Below are 15,185 nucleotides of genomic sequence, written 5' to 3' on the forward strand. Positions count from 1 at the left end.
GTCAGCCCTTGCCCGGGTGCAGGGCGCCGCAGTTCGCGCAGGTGCGGGCCTTCTCGTCGGCGTAGAACGCGGTGAACACCGGCGGCAGGTCCTCCACGATGTCCCGGACCTGGAGTTCGACCTCGTGCACCAGGTTGCTGCACTCGAAGCAGTACCACTGGAACTTCTCCAGCGTGCCCTCCTCGCGCACCCGCTCGACGACCAGCCCGATCGAGCCGGGCTCGGGGCGCTGCGGCGAGTGCGGCGTGTTGCCCGGCAGCACCCACATCTCGCCCTCGCGGATGTGCACGTCCTTCGGACCCTCGGGCGTCATGGTCTTGACGTGCATGTTGCCCTTGACCTGGTAGAAGAACTCCTCGTACGGGTCGACGTGGAAGTCGGTGCGGGCGTTCGGGCCGCCGACCACCATGACGATGAAGTCCGAGCCGGTCGGGAACATCTGCTTGTTGCCGACCGGCGGCTTGAGCAGATGCTTGTTGTCCTCGATCCAGCCGGGGAAGTTGATCGGGTCGGTCATGACGCCTCCTGGAACGGGAGAAACGCAACAGCTTGAATTTCGATCAGCAGGTGGGGGTGCGGCAGCTGATGCACCGCGACGGTGGTCCGCGACGGGCCGGTCTCGTCGAAGAACTCGGCGTAGACGGCGTTGTAGCCACCGAAGTCGTTCATGTTGACCAGGTACGTGGTGACCTGCACGACGTCCGCCAGGGAGGCGCCGACCGACGCCAGGATGTCGGCGATGTTGGCGATGACCGCGCGGGTCTGCTCGGCGATGTCGAGCGCCGTCGTGCCCATGGCGTCGACCGAGGCGCCGACGATCGTGTTGTCCGGCCGGCGGCTGCTGGTGCCGCTCACGAACGCGAACCCGCCGGCCACCTTGACGTGCGGAAACCGCCCACGCGGGGTGGCCTTGCCGGCCACCACCCGCGCGGTCATGCGGAAACCTTCAGCGAGGCGGTGCCCAGCTTTTCCACTTCCACGCGTACGGTCTGGCCGGGCCCCACCGCGACGGCAGCGGTGGCCGCACCGGCCAGCACGATCCACTCGTCCTGCAGGCCGCCGGCCAGCCGCACCGCGTCGGCGAAGGCGCGCCGCGGGTCGCCCAGGATCGCCGCGGTCGAGCCGATCTCCACGACCCGGCCGTCCACCTCGAGCAGGACGCCGAGGTTGTCGACGCCGTCGGGCATCGGCTGCCAGGCGCCGACCACGAACCCGGCCGCCGACGTGTTGTCCGCGATCACCTCGGGCAGGGTGAACTTGAAGTCGAGCCAGCGCGAGTCGATCACCTCGATGGCCGGGGCGATCGCGGCGATCGCGCCGTCCCGGACCAGGAAAGCCACCTCGGGTTCGACCTTCGGGTGGATCCGGGGAGCGAGTTCGAGCACGCCGCCGTCCGGGATCCGCATGGCGTCGGTGAGCCGGCCCCAGATGACCTCGTCGACGCCCATCTGCTGCATCTTGGCCTTGCTGGTGAGGCCCAGCTTGATCCCGATGAGCCGCTCGCCGCGGGCCAGCCGGCGTTCCACCAGCTCCTTCTGAACGGTGTACGGATCGGGGACCGCGAACGAGCCCGACGGAAGCTCGGTGGCCGTGGTGAGCGCACGATCCAGAGCGTCGACAATCATGATTTCTCCTTCGCCAGGTCCAGCGCCACGTCCACGATCATGTCCTCCTGGCCACCGACCATCCGGCGTCGGCCGAGCTCCACGAGAATCGTGCGCACGTCGACGCCGTACGTGCCGGCGGCGGTCTCGGCATGCCGGAGGAACGACGAGTACACCCCGGCGTAGCCGAGCGACAGTGTTTCCCGGTCCACCCGCACCGGCCGGTCCTGCAGCGGGCGCACCAGGTCGTCGGCCGCGTCCATCAGCGCGAACACGTCGCAGCCGTGCTGCCAGCCGTTCAGCTCGGCGACCGCGGCGAACACCTCGAGCGGCGCGTTGCCCGCCCCGGCGCCCATCCCGGCCAGCGAGGCGTCCACCCGGTACACCCCGTGCTCGACCGCGACGATGCTGTTAGCCACGCCGAGCGACAGGTTGTGGTGGGCGTGGATGCCGATCTCGGTTCTTTCATCGAGCACGTCGCGATACGCGCGTGCCCGTTCGGCGACATCGTTCATCGTCAACCGACCGCCGGAATCGGTGATGTAGACGCAGTGGGCGCCGTACGACTCCATGAGCTTGGCCTGGCGGGCGAGCAGAGCCGGCGGGGCCATGTGCGACATCATCAGGAACCCGGCCACGTCCATGCCGTTCTCCCGGGCCCAGGCGATGTGCTGGGCGGAGATGTCCGCCTCGGTGCAGTGGGTGGCCACCCGCACGCTGGTCACCCCGAGGTCGCGGGCGGCCCGCAGGTCGGCGATCGTGCCGATGCCGGGCAGCAGCAGCGTGGTGAGCCGGGCGTTCTTCATCACCGATGCGGCCGCGCTGATCCACTCGGCGTCGGTGGCCGCGCCCCGGCCGTAGTTGATACTCGACCCGGCGAGGCCGTCGCCGTGCGCCACCTCGATCGCGGCGACCCCGGCGGCGTCCAGCGCGGCGGCGATCTCCCGCACCTGACCGACCGTGTAGCGGTGGCCGATGGCGTGCATGCCATCCCGCAACGTCACGTCCTGCACGTAGATCTCGGTCATGGGGTCACCAGTTCCTCGGCGGTCCGCACCGCGGCGGACGTCATGATGTCCAGGTTCCCGGCGTATTCCGGCAGGTAGTGACCGGCGCCGGAGACCTCCAGGAAGACCGTCACCAACAGGCCGTCGTCGAGGACCCGGAACTGCACGTCCTGCTTGAGCCGATAGCCCGGGACGTATTGCTGGACGCCGGTGACCATGTTGTTCACGGAGTCGGCGATGGCAGCCCGGTCGGCGTCGGCGGCCGGGCACAGGCAGTAGACCGTGTCGCGCATCAGCAGCGGCGGCTCGGCCGGGTTCAGCACGATGATCGCCTTGCCGGTGGCGGCGCCGCCGACCACTTCGAGGGCGCGGGCGGTGGTCTCGGTGAACTCGTCGATGTTGGCCCGGGTGCCCGGGCCGGCCGATCTCGAGGCGATCGAGGCGACGATCTCGGCGTACGCGACCGGGGTCAGCGCGGTGACGGCGGCGACGATCGGCACGGTCGCCTGCCCGCCGCAGGTCACCATGTTGACGTTGCGCTCGGCCTGGAACGACGCGAGATTGACCGGCGGCACCACGTAGGGACCCAGCGCGGCCGGGGTCAGGTCGACCACGGTGACCGGGTAGTTCCGCAGCACCGCGTCGTTGTGCCGGTGCGCACCCGCCGAGGTGGCGTCGAAGACCACCCGCACGTCGGCGAACTCCGGCAGCGCCACCAGTCCCTCGACGCCCTTCGCCGTGGTGGCCACGCCGAGACGTCTCGCCCGGCCCAGGCCGTCCGACTCGGGGTCGATGCCGGCCATGGCCACCATGTGCAACGACGACGACGTACGCATGACCTTGAACATCAGGTCGGTGCCGATGTTGCCGGAACCGATCACCGCCACCCCGGCGGTCATCGATTGGATCCCTTCGCGAAGTTCGCCCGGACCGAGCCGAGGCCGGAGATCCGCGCTTCGTAGACGGCGCCGGGGGTCACCGGCACCATCGGGCCGAGCGCTCCGGACAGCACGACATCACCGGCCCGCAGGGGTTTGCCGTTGACGGCCACCGTGGTGGCCAGCCAGGCCACCGCGTGCAGCGGATTGCCGAGGCAGGCCGCACCGGCCCCGACCGACACCGGCTCGCCGGCGCTCTCCAGCACCGCGCCGCACAACCGGAGGTCCACCTCGGACACCCGGCGCGGCGTGGTGCCGAGCACGTACCGGCCGCTGGAGGCGTTGTCCGCGACGGTGTCGACGATGGAGATGTCCCAACCGGCGATCCGCGAGTCGACCACCTCGATGGCCGGCAGCAGGAAGTCGGTGGCCCGCAGCACGTCGGCCACGGTCACCTGCTCGGCCGGCAGGTCGCGGCCGAGCACGAACGCCACCTCCGCCTCGACCCGCGGCTGGATCAGCGCGTCCGGATCGATCTCGGCGCCGTCCGGCACCGCCATGTCGGCGAAGAGCACGCCGAAGTCCGGCTGGTAGACGCCAAACGCGCGCTGCACCGCCGGCGCGGTCAGTCCGATCTTGGCGCCGACCGGGCGGCGACCGGCCGCGAGCCAGGTCTCGACCTGGGCGCTCTGCGCCCGATAGGCAGCTTCGACGTCCCCGGCCTGGATGATCCGGTCACGCAGGGGCGGGATCGGCTTGCCCGAGGCGTACGCCTCCAGCAGCTCAGTTGCGGCATCGGTCATGACATGTCCACGCAGACGTTGGTGTATTCGGAGTAGAAGTCCAGCGAGTGGCGGCCGCCCTCGCGGCCGACGCCGGAGGCCCGCATCCCGCCGAACGGGGTGCGCAGGTCGCGCAGGAACCAGGTGTTGACCCAGACCAGGCCGGCGTCGAGCCGGGTGCCGGCCCGCAACGCCCGGCCGACGTCCCGGGTCCACACCGTGCCGGCCAGGCCGTACACGCTGTCGTTGGCCAGCGCGAACGCCTCTTCCTCGTCGCCGAACGGCGCGACATGGCAGATCGGCCCGAAGATCTCCTCCCGGACTGTCCGGGCGTCCTGGCCGAGCCCGGTGATGACGGTGGGTTCGATGTACGACCCGCCGTCCCGGGCGTCGCCGAAGTGCGGCACTCCCCCGCCGGCCAGGAACGTAGCCCCCTCGGAGCGGGCCAGCTCGTAGTAGGCGGCCACCTTGTCGCGGTGCGCCTTGGAGATCAGCGGCATGGTGCCGGTGCCCTCGTCCGACGGCCAGCCGTAGGTCAACTCCTTGGCCCGCGCGGCCAGCCGGCTGGTGAACTCGTCGAAGATCGACCGGTGCACGTAGAGGCGTTCGGTGCAGAGGCACACCTGGCCACCGTTGGTGAAGCTGGACCGCACGCTGCCGGCCACCGCGGCGTCCAGATCGGCGTCGGCGAAGACCAGACCGGCGTTCTTGCCACCGAGCTCGAAGGACACCGCCTTCACCCCGTCGGCGGCGTTGCGCATGATCGCCGCGCCGGTGGCCGACTCACCGGTGAAGGTGATCGCATCCACGTCCGGGTGGGTGGTCAGCCACTCGCCGGCCGCATCCGGGCCGTGCCCGTGCACCAGGTTGAAGACGCCGTCGGGCACCCCGGCCGCGGCCATCACCTCGGCCAGCACGGTCGCCGACGCCGGGGTCTCCTCGCTGGGCTTGACCACGACCGCGTTACCGCAGGCCAGCGCGGGCGCCACCTTCCAGGTCAGCAGCAGCAACGGCAGGTTCCACGGGACGATGATCGCGACCACCCCGACCGGCTTGCGGATCGCGTAGTTCAGGGCACGGCCGCCGGTGGCGGTGGCCGTGGTGAACGACTCGGTCCCGGTCGCGGCCACCACGTCGGCGAAGGCCCGGAAGTTGGCGGCGCCGCGCGGGATGTCCAGCGTGCGAGCCTGGCTCAGGGTCTTGCCGGTGTCGGCGACCTCGGCGGTGACCAGATCCTCGAAACGCCGCTCCAGCTCGTCGGCGATCCGGCGCAGCACCGCGGCCCGCTCCTGCTCGGTGGTGCGCCCCCACGGGCCGCGCACGGCGGCCCGGGCGGCGGCCACCGCGTCGTCCACGGTGGAGCGGTCCGACTCGGTGACCGCGAAGACCGTCTCACCGGTGACCGGCGACGCCTTCGCAAACGTGGCGGCGGCCGGCCGGAACTCACCGGCGACGAAGTCGCGCAGCAGCGGCGGGTCGCCGGGCGGGCGACCGGTGGCCAGCGCGGGATCCCACCGGCCGGTCATCGCGTCACCGCCCGGCCGACGAGTGCGGCCAGTCCGGCGGCGGCCAGCAGACCGGCGGCGGCGAGCGCCTGGTGCTGCCGGCGGACCCGGCGGCGCACCTGGGCATAGGGCGTCGTGGAGAAGGAGACCATCTCGTAGCGGGAGACATAGCGGCCGGGCAGCCACCGTTCGAGGGTGTGCTCGATGCTCTTGCCCAGCTTGAAGAGGGGATCGGCGACCTTGTCGCGCATCTCGACGAAGTTGGCCAGGGCCATCGCGGCGATCGCCTCGCTGTTCTCCCGGCGCCCTTTCTCGTACGCCGGCAGCGCGGCCGCCCAGTCGTCGCCGGTCGTGTCCAGGCAGCGGTCCAGCTCGACGACGTCCTCGAAGGCGGCGTTGGCGCCCTGGCCGTAGAACGGGACGATGGCGTGCGCGGCGTCACCGATCAGCGCGACCCGGCCGAGCATCTGCCACGGTCCGCAGTGGACGGTGCCGAGCAGGCCGACCGGGTTGTGCCGGTAGTCGTCGGCCAGGCCGGGGATCAGCTCCAGCAGATCGGGATAGTGCCGGCCGAAGTGCCGTTCGACCGCCGCCGGGCTGCCCAGCGAGGCGAAGCTGCCGGTGCCGCCCATCGGCCAGAACAGCGTGCCGGTGAACGAGCGGTCCGGGTTGGGCAGCGCGATCATCATCGACGTGCCCCGCGGCCAGATGTGCAGGGCGCCCGGGTCGAGCGCGAACTCGCCGTCCCGGGCCGGGATGGTGAGCTCCTTGTAGCCGTAGTCGAGGAAGCTGACCGTTTCCTGGAACTGCTCCCCGGCGTACGCCAGCAGCAGCCCGCGCACCGCCGAACCGGAACCGTCGGCACCCAGCACGATGTCCGCCTTGGCCTGCGTCCCGTCGGCGAAGCCGAGGTTTCCGGTCTCCGGGTCGAGCCCGGTCAGCGCGCGGTCGAAGTGGACGGTCACCCCGGCGGTCTGCTCCGCCGCGTCGAGCAGCGCGTCGTTGAGCGCGCCCCGGCCGATCGAGTTGATCGCCCGGTCGCCGGCGAGGCTGTAGGGCTGGAAGTTCGCCTCGCCGCCCAGCGGGTGCACCATCCGGCCGTGCATCGGCAGCGCCCCGGCCAGCACCTGGTCGGCCAGCCCGATCCGGCGCAACGCGTCGAGGCCGCGCTCGGAGAGCGCCAGGTTGATCGAGCGGCCGCGCTCGGCCCCGGTGACCCGCGGGTCGGACCGGCGCTCGTAGACGTCGACGCGGTATCCGCGGCGGCCCAGATAGGCGGCGAGCAGGCTGCCGGTCAGCCCGGCCCCGATCACCGCCACGTGTTCCCGGCTCATCGGTTCTCCTCCACGCAGGCTTTCAGGGCTTCGGCGGCTCGGCGGCAGTCCTGGTAGGTCGAATAGAGCGGCACCGGCGCGAAGCGCACGATGTCCGGCTGCCGGGCGTCGGCGATCACGCCGTGCTCGAAGCGCAGCCGTTTGGTGAGCGCACCGGCGTTGCCCTCGTGCAGCCGCACCGAGAGCTGGCAGCCGTGCCGTTCCGGCTCGCGCGGCGTGATCACCGAGAGCGGCCGGCCGGCGGTCACCTCGTCCAGCAGCCCCCGCAGATAGGCGGTCAGGCGCAGGCTGCGCGCGCGCAGCTCGGGCATGCCGACCTCGTCGAAGATCCGCAGGGCGGTACGCACCGGGCCCATCGCGAAGATCGGCGGGTTGGAGACCTGCCAGGCGTTGGCGCTGCGCGGCGGGCGGGACTCGGCGGTCATCTCGAACCGGGTGGCCGGCTCGGTGCTCCACCAGCCCTCGAGCCGGGGCCGGTCGCGGTCACCGTGGTGGCGCTCGTGGACGAAGACGCCGGCCAGCGCACCGGGCCCGGCGTTGAGGTACTTGTACGAGCACCAGGCGGCGAAGTCGGCGCCCCACTCGTGCAGGGCGAGAGGCACGTTCCCGGCGGCGTGCGCGAGGTCCCAGCCGACCACCGCGCCGGCCGCCCGGCCGGCCGCGGTGATCGCCGCCATGTCCATCAGCTCGCCGGTCAGGTAGTTGACGCCACCGAACAGCACCAGCGCCACCGTGTCGCCCTCGGCGGCCAGGAATGCCAGCACGTCCTCGGTGCGCAGGGTGTCCTCGCCGGGGCGCGGGTGCAGCCGGACGACGGTGCTGTCCGGGTCGAGGCCGTGCAGGCGGGCCTGGCTGCGCACGGCGTAGCTGTCCGAGGGGAACGCCGCGTCCTCGATGACGATCCGGGTGCGCCGGCCGGCTGGGCGGTAGAACGACACCATCAGCAGGTGCAGGTCGACGGTGAGCGAGTTCATCACCACGACCTCCGACGGCAGCGCACCGACCAGCCGGGCGGCCGGCGCGGTGAGCAGTTCGTGGTATGGCAGCCAGGGGCGGGCGGCATCCAGATGGCCCTCGACGCCGAGCCGGGCCCAGTCGTCCAGGTCTTCCAGCAGCTCGGTGCGGGTGGCCCGGGGCTGCAGCCCGAGCGAGTTGCCGGCGAAGTAGGCGACCTCCGGGTGGTCGCCACCCTCGGCCGGCGGGATGTGGAAGAGGTGGCGGTGACCGGGATCCTGTTCGCCCAGCATCACATCTCCGTCCGGGAGGTCCACAGCTCCGGGAAGACGGTGCGGTTCATGCTGCGCTGCAACCAGGCCACCCCGTTGGAGCCGCCGGTGCCGGTCTTCGCGCCCATGGTCCGCTGCACCGCCTTGAGGTGCAGGTAACGCCAGTCGCCGAAGCGGTCGGCGACCTCGGTGAGGGCCTCGCCGAGCAGGCGCAGGTGGTTGTCCGGGCCGGGGTCGCGGTAGATCCGCACCCAGGCGTCGGACACCGACGGGTCGGCCTCGTGCTCCACGGCGTGGTCCCGATCGAGCAGTTCCGGCTTGATGTCCTGTCCCTGGCGGGCGAGCAGCGCGATCACCTCGTCCCAGAGGCTCGGCTCGTGCAGGGCGGCGGTCAGCTCGTCGAACGCGGCGCTGCCCTTGAACGGGCGGATCAGCGCCGGGTTGCGCAGCCCGAGCAGGAACTCCACCTGCCGGTACATGGCCGACTGGAATCCGGAGCCCTCGCCCAGGAGGTCCCGGAAGCGGTTGAAGTCGGCCGGGGTCATCCAGCGCAGCGTCTGCCAGGCGGCGTTCAGACCCTCCAGATGCAGAGCGGCCCGGCGCAGCGGAGCCAGCGCCGGCCAGACCTGATCGGCCCGGAGGTGGTCGCGAGCCTGGATCAGCTCGTGCCGGACGAGCTTGAAGTACAACTCCATGATCTGGCTGACCACGAGGAACGACATCTCGCCCGGGTCGCCGCTGAGCGTGCGTTGCAGGGTGTGCAGGGTGCTGGCGTGCACGTAGGAGTCGTAGGGCACACGCTGCCCGAACTCCAGGGTCGGCCGCCCGCTGTTGGCCGCCGACCGTTCGTCGCGCTCGGCCGCGGTCGTCGGCCGGACGACAGCAGTATCCACCGGATCCACGTACTCTCCTCGCCTGCCGCGTCGGCTGGGGACCGCTCCATGCTTTCGTTGTCAGGGGGTCTGTCGGAATGCCGAATTAACGGTGCTGACCTCGATAAACAGTTGATCGGTGGCTAGATTCGCAAGATCGGTTTGCGATCGGAAGGTGGCCGGATGGACGCCATGGACTGGGCCCTGCTGCGGGAGTTACAGGACGACGCCCGGCTGTCCTACAGCGAGTTGTCCCGGCGGGTTCATCTGTCCCCACCGGCGGTCGCCGAGCGGGTGCGCCGGCTCGAGGAGACCGGGGTGATCAGCGGCTATCACGCCCAGGTCGATCTGGCCAAGGCCGGCCGCGAGGTGCTCGCCCTGATCCGGATGTCCTGCTACGGGCCGACCTGCGTGCTGCGCGACGACAAGGTCGCCACCTGGCCCGAGGTGCTGGAGATCAACCGGGTCACCGGTGACACGTGTTGCATTCTCAAGGTCGCGGCCGGCTCGATCGAGGCGTTCGAGGAGGTGATCGACCGGCTCGGCGGTTACGGCGCGCCGTCCAGCACCATGGTCCTTTCCACCCCGCTGACCTGGCAGCCGATCGTGCCGATCGACTCAAGACCGGGCAACCAGTTTTAGGTACGATCGAACAAGGTTTCGTAACACAGGAGGTCAGCGTGCCCGTCACGGAACCGATCGAGGACACCGCCTCGGCACAGGTCGGTCCGCGGATCCGTGAGTTCCGCAAGCAACGCGGCCTGACCCTGCGCAGCCTGGCCGCCCGCTCCGGGCTGTCGATCGGCTTCCTGTCCCAGGTCGAGCGGGGCATCTCGTCGATCGGGCTGACCGCGCTGGGCAGCGTGGCGAGCGCGCTGGGGCACCCGGTGTCCGAGTTCTTCGACGACACCCCGGCCGCGAACGACCCGGTCGTCGTGCCGATGCCCAGCCATTTCACGCTCACCCGCGGCGAAAATGCCGCCACGCAGTACGTTTCCGGCCAGCAGACCTACCGGATGCTGTCCGACCGGGGAGCCGGCCTGGTGCTGGAGCCGATGATGGTGCATATCGCGCCGGGCGGCCGTCGGGAGAACGCGTACGGGCACGCCGGCGAGGAGTTCGCCTACGTGATCTCCGGGGAGCTGCTCTACGAGGTGGACGGGGTGGAACACCGGCTGCGCCCGGGCGACAGCGTCCACCTGCGCTCCGCGGTGCCGCACCGGATGTACAACGACACCGACACGGTGACCACCGTGGTCTCGGTGGTCACCCCGCGGCTGTTCTGACCCGCGCTGTTCACGAGGGTGAAATCAACCGGCTGGTCTCGGCCATCGTCGCGGCCCAGATCGGCGAGCCGGGCGCGATCACGTCGAAGTGGTCGCCGGGCTGCTCCAGGAGCGTCAGGCCGGAGGCGGCGGCGAACCGGCGGTTGAAGTCCACCAGGTCGAGGCCGTCCCCGCTGCCCTGCACCAGCAGCGCCGGCGAGGCGAGCGGCAGCCGGGCCATCGGGTCGCCGGCCGCGTACGCCGCCGGGACCTCGGCCGGCGTGCCGCCCAGCGCCGTGGCGATCGCGCCGGCGCCGAGAAACCGCCGCTGCCCCTCGGCCAGGTCGATCACCCCGGCCAGGGACACAGCGAGCGCGAGGTCCGGGTCGTCGGCGGCCAGGCGCAGGGCAAGCTGACCGCCGGCCGAGTGGCCGAACAGGACGATCGGGGCGCCCGGATGCCGGTCGCGGGCCGCGGCCACGCCGGCCGCCACATCGGCGGTGGTGGCCGCCCAGCCATGGTGGTCGGGGCGGCGGTACTCCAGGTTCCAGCTGGTCCAGCCGCGGGCGGCCAGGTCGATCGCGAGGGCCTCCATCAGGTCGGCGGCCCAGATGGACCGCCAGAGCCCGCCGTGGATCAGAACCCCGACCGGCGTGGGGGCAGCGCCGGCCGGGGTCCGCTCATCGGCCCACTGTTCCGGGTGGTCGCCGTAGGCAACCCGGGTCGCGGGCTCGCGCAGCCGATGCACGGCATGCCGGATCGCCCAGGCCAGTCCCCACACGCCGCGGCCGTGCAGGTGCGCCGGCCCGGCCGGGTCGGCGACGGCCAGGTCGTACCAGACCACCGACGCGGGGGCCGCCGCCATCAGTGCCGGGTCGGCCGGGGTCACCACGGCCGGGCCGGCGTGCCCGGCCAGCGCCTCGGCCGTCTCGGCCGGGCCGGCGGTCGACACCACGCGCAGACCGACGTCCAGGTCCCCGGCCGTGTCACCGGCCAGCGACGTGAGCAGGCCACGATCGGCGACCAGGTCCGGGCCGAGCACCAGCAGTACGTCCATCCGGACGCTCCTATCGGGACAGCAGGGGCAGGACTTCGGTGCCGAGCAGGTCGACGCCGCGCTCGTCGGTGAGGCCGTGCGGGGTGCCGAACTCGACGCGGTGCACCCCGGCGTCGATCAGCGTCTGGGCCTGCTCCGCGACCTGTCCGGGGGTGCCGGAGAACGCGAACCGGTCGAGCACGTCGCCGGGGATCAGGCGGCCGGCGGCCTCGTGCTCGCCGGCGGCGACCAGCCGGGACACCTCGGCGACCAGGCCCGGCGGCAGGGTTACGGTGGGGTCCAACTCGGCGACCACGGCCAGGTACATGGCCACCTCGGTGCGCGCCTTGGTGCGGGCCGCCGCGCCGTCGGTGTCCACGACCGTGACCGCGCCCAGCACGATGCCGATCTCGGCGACGTCCCGGCCGGCCGCCCCGGCGCCCGGCCGGAGCCGTTCGCGCACCACCGGGATCATGTCCGGGTTGGCGCTGCCGCCCACCTTGATCTCGTCGGCGATCCGGCCGGCCAGCGCGGCGCCGCGGGGCCCCCACGCGCCGAGCAGCAGCGGCACCCGCGGGCGGCGCCGGTCGTAGCGCAGCCCGGCGCCCGCCTGAAGGGTGAACATCCGGCCGGCGTACCCGGTGCGGTCGCCGCTCAGCAGCCGGCCGACCACCTCGGCCGCCTCGGCCAGCGCGGTGAGCGGGCGCGGCTGCGGCAGGCCGACCGCGTCCAGCCAGGTGCCCCGGGCCAGGCCGAGGTAGGCGCGGCCGTGCGAGGCCAGATCGAGCGCGGCGATCTGCCCGGCGATCTCGTACGGCGCCATCGAGTACGGGTTCAGGCAGGCCGGCCCGAGCCGCACCCGGCTGGTGGCGCCGGCCATCTCGAGCAGCGGGAAGATCGGCGGCTGATACATCAGGTCGCCGAACACGGTGAGCACGTCGAAACCGGCCGCCTCGGCCGATCGGGCCAGCCGGGCATACGTGCCGGCCGGTTTGTCGCTCTGCAGGCCGAGCCCGATCTCCGCCATCAGGTGAGGTCCGCCGAGTTCATCCGCCGCTTGCCGATGCGCTCCACCCTCATCACCAGCCGCTCCCCCGGGTCCGGGCAGAGGAAATGGGAGTCCTGGGCGAGCCAGTCACCGGCGGCGAGCTCGCGCTGTTTCGCGGCGAGGAACGGCAGCACCGAGGCGAGGGCGTACACACAGAAGTGTTTGCCCTCGGGGATGGTCAGATGCGCGCTCTCGGTCAGGTCGAAATGGTCGCCGACCGCCATGCCGCACACCGACCGGCCCTCGATCCGGTCGACGCTGACCCGCAGGTCGTAGATGTCCATGTCGCCGTCGTCGCTCATGCTGCCTCCTCGTCGCGGACCATCACGCCGCCCTTCATCACCCAGCGCACGCCGCGGAACGCCGAGGTGTCGTCCAGCGGGTCGTCATCCATCGCGATCAGGTCGGCGTACTTGCCCTCCTCGACGGTGCCCAGGTCGTCCTCGGCCCCCAGCCACCAGATCGGGCCGCGGGTGCCGGCGTGCAGCGCCCGCGCCGGGCCGAGCTGCTCGGCCAGGTTCTCCAGCTCCCGGACGGTGGCGTTGGTGCCCTCGAACGACCAGAACGGCGGCATGTCGCTGCCTAGCAGGATCTCCACCCCGGCCTCCACGGCCATCGCGAAGCTCTCCAGGTGCCGCGGGCCGGCGCCGAGCGAACGGCACTGCATCCACTCCGGCACGCCCAGCTCGTCGAAGAACTCCTTGCAGCGGGTGACCAGCAGGGTCGGCACCAGCGCCGTGCCGCGCTCGGCCATCCGGGCGGCGACCTGCGGGGTGAGCTGGTAGCCGTGCTCGACGCAGTCAAGGCCGAGCTCGACCGCGGCCGCGATCACCTCGGCCGGCCCGGCGTGCGCGGTGACTTTGCGGCCCCAGGCGTGCGCGGTCTCGATGACAGCGGCCATCTCATCGGCGAACAGCTGCGGGGTGGCGATGCTCTCGTGCTCGCCGGCGATCCCGCCGGAGATCATCACCTTGATCAGGTCGGCGCCGGCCTTGATCTGGCTGCGAACGCCGTGCCGGAACCCGACCGGGCCGTCGCACTCCATCGTGTCGCCGCTCTCGTGACCGTGGCCGCCGGTGCAGACCAGCGCCCGGCCGGCCGTGTACATCCGCGGGCCCGGCACCCGGCCGGCGTTGATCGCCCGGCGCAGCGCGAAGTCGGCGTGGTCCTTCTCCGCGACGTTGCGGACCGTGGTGACCCCGCAGTCGAGCGTGCGGCGAGCCCCGTCGGCCATGTAGAAAGCCAGATCGTGCGGACTGAGGTCCTTGACGCCGTCGCCGCCGCTGCCGGGCAGCGACAACGAGAAGTGGGTGTGCATGTTGGTCAGGCCGGGTGTCACGTAGCCGCCGTTCAGGTCGCGTTCGACGACCGGCCCGGCGGCCCGGGCACGGGCGGCAACCTCGGCGTAGGGGCCGGTCGCGGCGATCCGGTCGCCGTCGATCCACACCCCGGCGTCCTTCTGCGGTGGCACGCCGTCGAGCACCCGGGCGTCCACCACGGTGCAGTTGCCGAGAAGCTGGTTCACCCGATCACCCCGTACACCTTCCGGGCCCGTCTCTCTTCGGAGACGTAACCCTCCTGAACGTCATGGCGCACCGCGGCCGGGTCCCGCCCGGCCGGGTCGCCATACCCGCCGCCACCCGCGGTCAGCAGGGTGACCAGGTCACCGACCCGCACCGGGGTGCGCTTGGTGCTGACCCGCTGCTCGCGGACCGTGCCGGGGAAGACAACGACCTGGCTGAGCTCGGGCTGCCGACCGCCGTCCGGCGCCCTTTTCGTCTTCTTGATCACCGACAGGAACTCGCCGTCGGTCACTCGGCCACCCGCCGCTCGCCGGTGCGCAGCGCCGCGATCTGGGCGTTCAGATCTCCCAACGCCAGGTCGGGCATCCGGGAGTTGAAGCGGATCAGCTCGTGGATGCCGTGCACCGGCTCACCGCCGGCGAACACCGCGACGGGAGATGTTTGGCGGAGCCATGGACGGTCCTCCTAGAGCCGAACGGCAAGCGGCCCATCGAGAGGCCATGAACGGAGTTCTACCGCATAACGTGAGAGTGAACAAGAGTTCTGCACTTGTTCACAACAGGCCCCGGATGCACCGGTCTCACAACTCGTACGAACGGCCGATGAGCTGCGAGTAAAGAGTTCACACCGGTTCACACAGCCGATACAAACGCGTGTTCACGGCTGGCGGGTCCGGCCCCGGCCGTAAGCCCAGACCGCCGGGCCTGGCGGCGTCGGCGGCCACCTCGGCTACGAGCAACAGCGGGCCGCCGCCCACCTGCCCGACCCGTCCACTGCTCTTGCTGCGCTGTGATCGATCCTACGAACGCGAGGAAAGCCCGGGGGTGCCGATGCGGCACCCCCGGCCTCCGGACGAAGGGCGATGGGTCGATCAGCCGATCGGGTTCCAGCCGTCGGAGCCGGCCAGGTACTTCTGCGGGGTGTAGTTCGCCGCGGTCGAGTCGCTCATCTGCGGCCGGTTGCTGTTGGTGGTCGCGCCCGAGCCGGTGTTCTTGTATTCGAAGAACCGCGCGTTCTGCCAAACGTTGCCGGACATGTCGATCCACGGCTGTGCGGTCGCGATGGTGGCGCTGAGTGACGACTCGCGGAACAGCACCTGCGCGGT

18 protein-coding genes and 1 pseudogene are annotated in these 15,185 nt (G+C 71.5%); 2 read left to right on the plus strand and 17 right to left on the minus strand.

What is annotated here, in order from left to right; translation table 11 throughout:
* Nucleotide 1: 1 nt before the first annotated feature.
* From AB0E90_RS48035 to AB0E90_RS48080, 10 genes are read right to left on the minus strand one after another with little or no spacing between them, the layout of a single operon-like run.
* A complete protein-coding gene (locus tag AB0E90_RS48035; RefSeq protein WP_360419826.1) occupies nucleotides 2–517 on the minus strand; it encodes a 3-hydroxyanthranilate 3,4-dioxygenase in 516 nt (171 codons plus the stop codon).
* The gene (locus tag AB0E90_RS48040) at nucleotides 514–936 is read right to left on the minus strand and encodes a RidA family protein (protein WP_360419829.1); all 423 of its coding nucleotides are present in this window, start codon (nucleotides 934–936) and stop codon (nucleotides 514–516) included. The genes AB0E90_RS48035 and AB0E90_RS48040 overlap by 4 nt, the downstream gene beginning before the upstream one ends.
* Nucleotides 933–1,625 carry a 4-oxalocrotonate decarboxylase gene (locus tag AB0E90_RS48045; RefSeq protein WP_360419832.1) on the minus strand — a complete coding sequence of 231 codons (693 nt, stop codon included), beginning with the start codon at nucleotides 1,623–1,625 and terminating at the stop codon, nucleotides 933–935. The genes AB0E90_RS48040 and AB0E90_RS48045 overlap by 4 nt, the downstream gene beginning before the upstream one ends.
* The gene (gene dmpG, locus AB0E90_RS48050) at nucleotides 1,622–2,632 is read right to left on the minus strand and encodes a 4-hydroxy-2-oxovalerate aldolase (protein ID WP_360419834.1); all 1,011 of its coding nucleotides are present in this window, start codon (nucleotides 2,630–2,632) and stop codon (nucleotides 1,622–1,624) included. The genes AB0E90_RS48045 and dmpG overlap by 4 nt, the downstream gene beginning before the upstream one ends.
* Nucleotides 2,629–3,510 carry an acetaldehyde dehydrogenase (acetylating) gene (locus tag AB0E90_RS48055; RefSeq protein WP_360419836.1) on the minus strand — a complete coding sequence of 294 codons (882 nt, stop codon included), beginning with the start codon at nucleotides 3,508–3,510 and terminating at the stop codon, nucleotides 2,629–2,631. The genes dmpG and AB0E90_RS48055 overlap by 4 nt, the downstream gene beginning before the upstream one ends.
* Nucleotides 3,507–4,292, minus strand: coding sequence for a fumarylacetoacetate hydrolase family protein (locus AB0E90_RS48060; RefSeq protein ID WP_360419838.1), 786 nt, complete (start codon nucleotides 4,290–4,292; stop codon nucleotides 3,507–3,509). Before AB0E90_RS48060 ends, AB0E90_RS48055 begins: the two co-directional genes overlap by 4 nt.
* Nucleotides 4,289–5,797: a 2-hydroxymuconic semialdehyde dehydrogenase gene (locus AB0E90_RS48065; protein WP_360419840.1), complete on the minus strand. Its 1,509-nt coding sequence runs from the start codon at nucleotides 5,795–5,797 to the stop codon at nucleotides 4,289–4,291. Before AB0E90_RS48065 ends, AB0E90_RS48060 begins: the two co-directional genes overlap by 4 nt.
* Entirely contained in the window at nucleotides 5,794–7,110 is a 1,317-nt protein-coding gene (locus AB0E90_RS48070) for an NAD(P)/FAD-dependent oxidoreductase (protein ID WP_360419843.1), read from the minus strand. Before AB0E90_RS48070 ends, AB0E90_RS48065 begins: the two co-directional genes overlap by 4 nt.
* Nucleotides 7,107–8,357 carry a kynureninase gene (gene kynU / locus AB0E90_RS48075; RefSeq protein WP_360419845.1) on the minus strand — a complete coding sequence of 417 codons (1,251 nt, stop codon included), beginning with the start codon at nucleotides 8,355–8,357 and terminating at the stop codon, nucleotides 7,107–7,109. The genes AB0E90_RS48070 and kynU overlap by 4 nt, the downstream gene beginning before the upstream one ends.
* Nucleotides 8,357–9,238 (minus strand): tryptophan 2,3-dioxygenase family protein, encoded by an 882-nt coding sequence (locus tag AB0E90_RS48080; protein ID WP_360419847.1) that lies wholly within the window; start codon nucleotides 9,236–9,238, stop codon nucleotides 8,357–8,359. Before AB0E90_RS48080 ends, kynU begins: the two co-directional genes overlap by 1 nt.
* 153 nt (nucleotides 9,239–9,391) lie before the next feature.
* On the opposite strand from AB0E90_RS48080, the gene AB0E90_RS48085 reads away from it, so the two are divergent.
* Both AB0E90_RS48085 and AB0E90_RS48090 read left to right on the plus strand, forming a co-directional pair.
* Entirely contained in the window at nucleotides 9,392–9,850 is a 459-nt protein-coding gene (locus AB0E90_RS48085; protein WP_360419850.1) for an Lrp/AsnC family transcriptional regulator, read from the plus strand.
* A gap of 38 nt (nucleotides 9,851–9,888) precedes the next feature.
* Entirely contained in the window at nucleotides 9,889–10,494 is a 606-nt protein-coding gene (locus AB0E90_RS48090) for a cupin domain-containing protein (protein ID WP_360419852.1), read from the plus strand.
* Between the two features lie 10 nt (nucleotides 10,495–10,504).
* On the opposite strand, the gene AB0E90_RS48095 is transcribed toward AB0E90_RS48090, so the two are convergent.
* From AB0E90_RS48095 to AB0E90_RS48125, 7 genes and pseudogenes are all read right to left on the minus strand, one after another.
* Nucleotides 10,505–11,530 carry an alpha/beta hydrolase gene (locus AB0E90_RS48095; protein WP_360419854.1) on the minus strand — a complete coding sequence of 342 codons (1,026 nt, stop codon included), beginning with the start codon at nucleotides 11,528–11,530 and terminating at the stop codon, nucleotides 10,505–10,507.
* A gap of 10 nt (nucleotides 11,531–11,540) precedes the next feature.
* Nucleotides 11,541–12,536 (minus strand): LLM class flavin-dependent oxidoreductase, encoded by a 996-nt coding sequence (locus AB0E90_RS48100; RefSeq protein ID WP_360419856.1) that lies wholly within the window; start codon nucleotides 12,534–12,536, stop codon nucleotides 11,541–11,543.
* On the minus strand, nucleotides 12,536–12,859 hold the full coding sequence (locus tag AB0E90_RS48105; RefSeq protein ID WP_360419859.1) for a TIGR04076 family protein: 324 nt from the start codon (nucleotides 12,857–12,859) through the stop codon (nucleotides 12,536–12,538). Before AB0E90_RS48105 ends, AB0E90_RS48100 begins: the two co-directional genes overlap by 1 nt.
* A complete protein-coding gene (locus AB0E90_RS48110) occupies nucleotides 12,856–14,082 on the minus strand; it encodes an amidohydrolase family protein (protein ID WP_360419862.1) in 1,227 nt (408 codons plus the stop codon). Before AB0E90_RS48110 ends, AB0E90_RS48105 begins: the two co-directional genes overlap by 4 nt.
* Entirely contained in the window at nucleotides 14,079–14,372 is a 294-nt protein-coding gene (locus AB0E90_RS48115) for a hypothetical protein (protein WP_360419864.1), read from the minus strand. The genes AB0E90_RS48110 and AB0E90_RS48115 overlap by 4 nt, the downstream gene beginning before the upstream one ends.
* Complete coding sequence (locus AB0E90_RS48120; protein ID WP_360419866.1) at nucleotides 14,369–14,485, minus strand: hydantoinase B/oxoprolinase family protein; 117 nt, start codon at nucleotides 14,483–14,485, stop codon at nucleotides 14,369–14,371. Before AB0E90_RS48120 ends, AB0E90_RS48115 begins: the two co-directional genes overlap by 4 nt.
* A 466-nt stretch (nucleotides 14,486–14,951) precedes the next feature.
* A pseudogene (locus AB0E90_RS48125) lies at nucleotides 14,952–15,185 on the minus strand (pectin esterase); the annotation flags it as partial.

The organism is Actinoplanes sp. NPDC026619, assembly GCF_040638295.1.
In the GTDB taxonomy this organism is placed as follows: domain Bacteria; phylum Actinomycetota; class Actinomycetes; order Mycobacteriales; family Micromonosporaceae; genus Actinoplanes.

Coding starts and splice junctions, on each gene's coding strand:
- AB0E90_RS48035 (WP_360419826.1), bottom strand. CDS start 517: ATGACCGACCCGATCAACTTCCCCGGCTGGATCGAGGACAACAAGCAT.
- AB0E90_RS48040 (WP_360419829.1), bottom strand. CDS start 936: ATGACCGCGCGGGTGGTGGCCGGCAAGGCCACCCCGCGTGGGCGGTTT.
- AB0E90_RS48045 (WP_360419832.1), bottom strand. CDS start 1,625: ATGATTGTCGACGCTCTGGATCGTGCGCTCACCACGGCCACCGAGCTT.
- dmpG (WP_360419834.1), bottom strand. CDS start 2,632: ATGACCGAGATCTACGTGCAGGACGTGACGTTGCGGGATGGCATGCAC.
- AB0E90_RS48055 (WP_360419836.1), bottom strand. CDS start 3,510: ATGACCGCCGGGGTGGCGGTGATCGGTTCCGGCAACATCGGCACCGAC.
- AB0E90_RS48060 (WP_360419838.1), bottom strand. CDS start 4,292: ATGACCGATGCCGCAACTGAGCTGCTGGAGGCGTACGCCTCGGGCAAG.
- AB0E90_RS48065 (WP_360419840.1), bottom strand. CDS start 5,797: ATGACCGGCCGGTGGGATCCCGCGCTGGCCACCGGTCGCCCGCCCGGC.
- AB0E90_RS48070 (WP_360419843.1), bottom strand. CDS start 7,110: ATGAGCCGGGAACACGTGGCGGTGATCGGGGCCGGGCTGACCGGCAGC.
- kynU (WP_360419845.1), bottom strand. CDS start 8,357: ATGCTGGGCGAACAGGATCCCGGTCACCGCCACCTCTTCCACATCCCG.
- AB0E90_RS48085 (WP_360419850.1), top strand. CDS start 9,392: ATGGACGCCATGGACTGGGCCCTGCTGCGGGAGTTACAGGACGACGCC.
- AB0E90_RS48095 (WP_360419854.1), bottom strand. CDS start 11,530: ATGGACGTACTGCTGGTGCTCGGCCCGGACCTGGTCGCCGATCGTGGC.
- AB0E90_RS48100 (WP_360419856.1), bottom strand. CDS start 12,536: ATGGCGGAGATCGGGCTCGGCCTGCAGAGCGACAAACCGGCCGGCACG.
- AB0E90_RS48105 (WP_360419859.1), bottom strand. CDS start 12,859: ATGAGCGACGACGGCGACATGGACATCTACGACCTGCGGGTCAGCGTC.